Raw genomic sequence first — 5,735 nt, 5'->3', positions numbered from 1 at the left:
GAAGAGGTGGGGAGGTGGGGAGGTAGGGAGGTAGGGAGAGTTGTTGATGTAAATTAAGGAACTCCCCCCATCCCCCCATCTCCCCACCTCTTCTGCCTTCTAATTAGTTTCTGCGATCGGCACTGTAAAATGAAACTGACTGCCTCGATCCTTGCCAGCAGACTCGGCCCAAATTTTACCGCCCCAAGCGGTGACGATTTGGCGGCAAATTGCTAGTCCTAAACCTGTACCGCCTGTGGTGCGGCGCAATGCGCCTTCTTCTTGGTAAAAGCGATCGAACACTCTCTCCAATCGATTTGGTTCAATTCCTCTTCCGGTATCCGCCACAGTCACTTCCAGCATTTGATTGCCGTTAGTTTTGGCTTGAACTATCACTTCTCCTTGGGGAGAGGTAAATTTACAGGCGTTATCTAGGAGTTTATTGAGTACCTCCACTAACCATTCCCCATCAGCTTGCACCAAGGGCAATTCTGGCGATACTTCGGCGGTAATTTGCGGCAATTCTTCCTTGGTACTCCGCACTCTCGTACTGCTGAGGGCTAAGTCCACACATTCTTGGACTTGTAGGGCTTCGGGATGCCATTGTACTCGACCGCTTTCTAATTGCGAAAGGGTAAGAAAGTCTTGAATCAGTTTCCGCATTCTTTCTCCGTCAGATAATGCTGAGTTCAACATGATCTGTCGCAGTTCTGCTGGCATATCTGGTTCGCTGGCTAAACTTTCCAGGCAAACTTGAATGGTAGATAATGGAGTTCGCAATTCATGTCCGGTAATGGCAATTAGATTGCTGCGAGTACGTTCTAATGCTTCTAATTGTTCGTTTAGGTCTTCTAGGTTAGCGTAAGCTTCGGCTTGAATTAAGGCAACTCCGAGTTGAGATGCGATCGCTTCTGTTAACTCTAGCGCCTCTTCTTCCCACTCATGCGGTACTGTACCGCAATGATGTAACTCTACCATCCCCAACAATCTACCTTTATCCAACACTGGCACTAACAACCAAGAAATAATCCCAAAGCGTTGCACCAAATTTTGCAATACTGGTGAATTTTGCACCCGCGCATCTATCTGCGTATTTGCCACATAAACTCTTTCCTGCTTTGCTACCACTTCTTGAAACAAGAGATTTTCTTGTAACGGCCAATTTTCTCCCGCTAACGAGCAAACTCCATGACTCAAAAATTCATGCTTATTTGTTGCTAATTTGTCTGTTTGTTTACAACGGTAAATTAAACACCGACAAACCTGCATAGCTTGTCCTAACTCTTCTGCGGCTTTTTTTAAAATTTCATAAGTGTTGAGTGATTGGCGAATTGCTGCCGTAATCGAATTGACTAAGCGTTCTTTACGTTCTTGTTCGGTAATTGATTTATAAGCTTTCAATAATTTATATTGACCTGCTTGCAAATAGGTAACTAAACGCTGCACGAAAGGATCGGGATTGGCAATAGGAGATTCGGCGGATTCCCTCATCCTGAGTTGCGTTTCTTTTACTTGTAAAAACTGTTTCTGCGCTCGCTTAATTTTAGTTTTTAACTCTGGTCGGTAAGCTAAAATTCGCTTTAACAGTATTTCAGCAGCTTTTTTGGTGACTTGGCGATCGAATGTCCAAATCCCTTCAAATCTGCGCGAGGTATCTATATCGATTAAATTTTCCTCCGTTTCTGCCAATGTTGGCGCTGGGCATTCGTGACAGACAAGACAACTGGCGTAATGTTTTCCAATCACTACCAAATGCCATTCCTGCGTTAAGCTATCCTCTGGGTCAAAAGCTACCATTTCATAGCGATCGTAACCACTAGTAAAGCTAGTTTCTGGTGCCGCTAGTACGTAGATTTGATCGCTTTTTTCGGCGATTCTCTGATAACGGTGCGCTTCCTGACGGTAAAAGCGTTCTTGCTGAAAACTCGCAATTACTAAAAGGGGGTCTGAACTCGCTAATACTTGGTCTTCCATTGCGTGGGACAGCGCCGTTAAGGAAGACTTGAAGTACATTTGAGGACGCAAATGGGGTAGTTCTTGCAGCAAATCTGCCAGCACAGAATTGTTAATTATCATGGATTTTTTCGATCAAATCCTGGCACAGTCCATGTCTCAGCAGCAAAGTCAGTAGCTTCCGCTTGCGGAAATCGTCTCCGCCTAGAGATGCTTTCAGATTTTAGCTCAAAAGAAATATTGGTTTGCACAATTTTCTCGATCGGTAACTGACTCACTTCTATTTTGTGCCAGAAGGGCTTTCCTGTGAAGTTGACAAGCCGGAATAAAACTTGTTATCTTATATGTAGTCGTAATGAGTACGATTTAGAAGGATACAAACCATCTAGTAGATGGCAAGGAGCAGCACAAGTAGTTAAGTGAAGTTAAATATTGTTGCTTTTATTGAAGAGCATCTTGACAAATAAGGAAGAATAGTATGGTGAAAATAGTTGGCATTGGCGGTAGTTTGCGAGAAGAATCCTATAGTCAGTTAGCACTAGAATTAGTCGCACAAAGAATCGAAGCTTTAGGTGCAGAAGTGGAAATTCTCGACTTACGAGAAATGCAATTACCCTTTTGTAATGGAGAGGATGAATACCCAGATTATCCTGATGTGCAAAAGTTGCGAAATATAGTGCAACAAGCGGACGGGTTAATATTAGCAACACCAGAATATCATGGCAGTGTTAGTGGTGTAATGAAAAATGCCTTAGATTTGATGAGTTTTGCTCAACTCAGTGACAAAGTTACTGGTTTGATTAGTGTTTTGGGCGGTCAATCTAACAGTAATGCTTTGAATGATTTAAGGGTGATTATGCGATGGGTTCACGCTTGGGTGATTCCTGAACAAATTGCGATCGGACAAGCTTGGAAAGCTTTTAGTGACGATGGAAAAATTGCCGATGAAAAACTCTCGCAACGCTTCGATGAATTTGCTGAAAGTTTAGTCGAAAACACACGCAAACTCAGAGCAATTGCCTAACCTTTGCCAGAAATTACCGTAATTTAAGTAAAAAGACGTAGAGCATAAAACAAAGCTCTGCGTCTTTTTAAGTAATCACTATACAAAAATACTTAAATTAACAAGTAACTAGTATATATAAACCGAAAAAACAAATAATTTTTAAGCAAAATATATAATATTTTCAGTACTCAAAAGTTACTAAAAATCCTTAGAAGCATTGCGGTAAAATAATTTCCATGATTAAAATTATTGTTTTCTTATTAATTGGTGGCAATTTTTAAGATTGCATAAAGTTCAACAGTTTAGTCTTGTAATAAAATTGAAACCGCAATAAAGTAGACGGAACGAACAAACTTTAAGACTTAACGTTACTGAGTAAATATGAATATGCAAATTAAACAATTGTTGCCAAAAATCCAGCTAGTATTTCCTCTAGCAGCTAGCTTAACAATAGGAATTTCTACACAAGCAACAGCCGCCAGTCTAGGCGTAGCCTCTGATTACAACGTTTTTACTTTGGGAAATTACAACCAGGTAAGTACCGATGTTGAAGGTAAATTAGCTGTTGGGGGTAACGCAACTTTTACAGGCGGTTTCGCTGTTGGTTCAAAGCTGAGTTCCGGTAGCAGTAACGTGCTAGTAACAGGCGGTAATTTGACTTTGAATAACGGTCAAGTTAACAACGGCAATACCGTCTATGGTGGAACTGCAAATGTATCGGGAGTAGGTTTTCCCAATGGTACACTTAGTAAAGGTAATCCGATCGACTTTAATGCAGCCGGAACCTACCTCAAAGATTTGTCCTCTCATTTGGCTGGTTTAACTCCCACTGGTAGTACCACAGTTCAATCTTGGGGCGGAATTAATCTTTTAGGCAACAGTTCTTCCTTAAATATTTTTAATCTTTCAGGAACGGCTTTATCAAAGACAAACTACTTCGAGCTTAATGCAAATAATAGTTCAACCGTGGTAGTAAATGTTAGTGGTAAAGATGTGTCAATGAAGAACTTTGGCTTCAACCTTATGAACACCAGTAAACAAAAGGTGATCTATAACTTCTATGAAGCAACGAGCCTAGATATTAGCGGAATAGGAATTGAGGGTAGTATTCTTGCTCCTTTAGCAGCTGTCAACTTTAACAATGGTCAAATTAACGGTAACTTAATTGCAGGTTCGCTGACAGGAACAGGTGAGTCTCACAATTATTTATTTAACGGTACTTTGCCAGATATGCCTTCTAAGGAAAATACTAATATTAACCCAGTGAAATCGGTTCCAGAACCATCAACTTTAGTAGGTTTGGGTTTAGTTGGCACACTCTTTAGAATATCCCGTCGTCAACGCAAGAGCTTAAAAACTTATGAGTGCTAAGCTATGATTTTGAGTCAAATTTATTCTTCGTAAAACTTAGGAGATTGCCTGCTTAACTTTTAATTGGATTAAGCAGGCATTTTTTCTTAGTGATGATGGTGGTGATGACCATCATGATGATGATGATGATCGCGATCGTGGTGGTGGTGATGATGAGTAGCTGAATGCAAATTTACCGCCAAAGCTTGTTCAGATAACAAAGCTTCTATTTGGGGATTTGCCCATTCTGCTGCCATTTTCAAAAACTCTGGATTATCGTTAACGCAAGCCATTTGTACATAGTTAACATCTGAGTTTTGACTTTGCAAACCATGAATTATATGATCTACATCCAGTAGAGTTTCGTGATTTTCAGTAGCAAAACCGATCGGCATAAAGACGATCGCTTTTGCACCCAAGTCAATTAAGTTTTGCGCTGCTACAGTAGCATTGGGTTGTGTCCATTCAATTAACGGCGTGTCATGGTTCAACCAACCCACAGAAATTAAAGGATAGCGGTTAATCAGTTTTTCCCGAACTAATTCGTAAAGTGCTTCACTTTCCATAATTCCTGAAGTGAAACCTTTCGCTTTGTGGGGACAACCATGATTCATTAACACAATGCCAATTTGAGAAGGCAAATAAGCATTTGCTAATTCCTGGGCAATTTTTTCTTCTACTAATTGAGCCATCAAATTAATATAATCTGGCTCATTGTAGAAAGAGGGAATGTAACGCATTCCTTTGACCCAGTGTTCTTCATCATCTGCTAATTTTGCCAAGGCTTTGTTAACTTGCTCAACAGCAATACCACTGGTAAAAATCGAATCAACAACTAACAAAGGATAAATCAGGATTTTGTCAAATCCTTCGGCTTTTATTTCTGCGATCACTTGTTCTGGTAAAAAGGGAGCGCAAAAGTTAAAAGCTTTAAAAACTTTAATTTTATCGCCCCATTTCTCCTGTAAATTCTTTTCAATTCCGGCTCTTTGTTGCTCAAAAATCGCGTTGTGCGGGGAAATGAAATGGTCGTGTTGATGTCCCCACTCATGGCGATCGAAAATTGCCAAAATTTTAGCTAACGGTGGATAAATCCAGGTTGGTACTGGGGCAAACTTAGCCGTAAGTAAATTTAATGCTTGTTCGTTGTAATTAGCAAAGTCTTCGTAACTTTCGACTTCACCGTAACCCATCAGTAATACAGCAACCCGATCTTTGGCATTTGACTGTAGAGATGATGCGTCCAGCTTTTCCGGGGTAGCAACCATGTTGGATTCCTCTAGAAAATAATGTCTAAGACAGAGTGGGATTCAGGGTTATGGCTTTTTCCTACAGCTAGTGTCCCGACAAAACGCCACTCATCACTCTAGGTTAACATCCCCTCCCCCAGGATAGGATGCGGTCATCTAATTTACTCTTTCAGGTAGCAGGGTGGGATGGGGAGTGT

Annotated in this window: 4 protein-coding genes; 2 read left to right on the top strand and 2 right to left on the bottom strand. The window is 40.8% G+C overall.

What is annotated here, in order from left to right; genetic code table 11:
* Positions 1-99: 99 nt before the first annotated feature.
* The gene (locus IQ264_RS31260; protein WP_193986414.1) at positions 100-2,055 is read right to left on the bottom strand and encodes a DICT sensory domain-containing protein; all 1,956 of its coding nucleotides are present in this window, start codon (positions 2,053-2,055) and stop codon (positions 100-102) included.
* 355 nt (positions 2,056-2,410) lie between these two features.
* Between IQ264_RS31260 and IQ264_RS31255 the strand changes: the two genes are divergently transcribed.
* Entirely contained in the window at positions 2,411-2,956 is a 546-nt protein-coding gene (locus IQ264_RS31255) for an NADPH-dependent FMN reductase (protein ID WP_193986412.1), read from the top strand.
* Positions 2,957-3,319: 363 nt separating this feature from the next.
* Positions 3,320-4,309: a choice-of-anchor A family protein gene (locus tag IQ264_RS31250; protein WP_193986410.1), complete on the top strand. Its 990-nt coding sequence runs from the start codon at positions 3,320-3,322 to the stop codon at positions 4,307-4,309.
* Positions 4,310-4,395: 86 nt separating this feature from the next.
* On the opposite strand, the gene IQ264_RS31245 is transcribed toward IQ264_RS31250, so the two are convergent.
* Positions 4,396-5,556, bottom strand: coding sequence for a ferrochelatase (locus IQ264_RS31245; protein ID WP_193986407.1), 1,161 nt, complete (start codon positions 5,554-5,556; stop codon positions 4,396-4,398).
* Positions 5,557-5,735: the final 179 nt, after the last annotated feature.

This window comes from [Phormidium] sp. LEGE 05292 (assembly GCF_015207735.1).
GTDB lineage: Bacteria > Cyanobacteriota > Cyanobacteriia > Cyanobacteriales > Aerosakkonemataceae > Floridanema.
Note: the sequence above shows the minus strand (reverse complement) of the source record. Positions and strands in the feature narration are given on the sequence as shown.

Coding starts and splice junctions, on each gene's coding strand:
- IQ264_RS31260 (WP_193986414.1), bottom strand. CDS start 2,055: ATGATAATTAACAATTCTGTGCTGGCAGATTTGCTGCAAGAACTACCC.
- IQ264_RS31255 (WP_193986412.1), top strand. CDS start 2,411: ATGGTGAAAATAGTTGGCATTGGCGGTAGTTTGCGAGAAGAATCCTAT.
- IQ264_RS31250 (WP_193986410.1), top strand. CDS start 3,320: ATGAATATGCAAATTAAACAATTGTTGCCAAAAATCCAGCTAGTATTT.
- IQ264_RS31245 (WP_193986407.1), bottom strand. CDS start 5,556: ATGGTTGCTACCCCGGAAAAGCTGGACGCATCATCTCTACAGTCAAAT.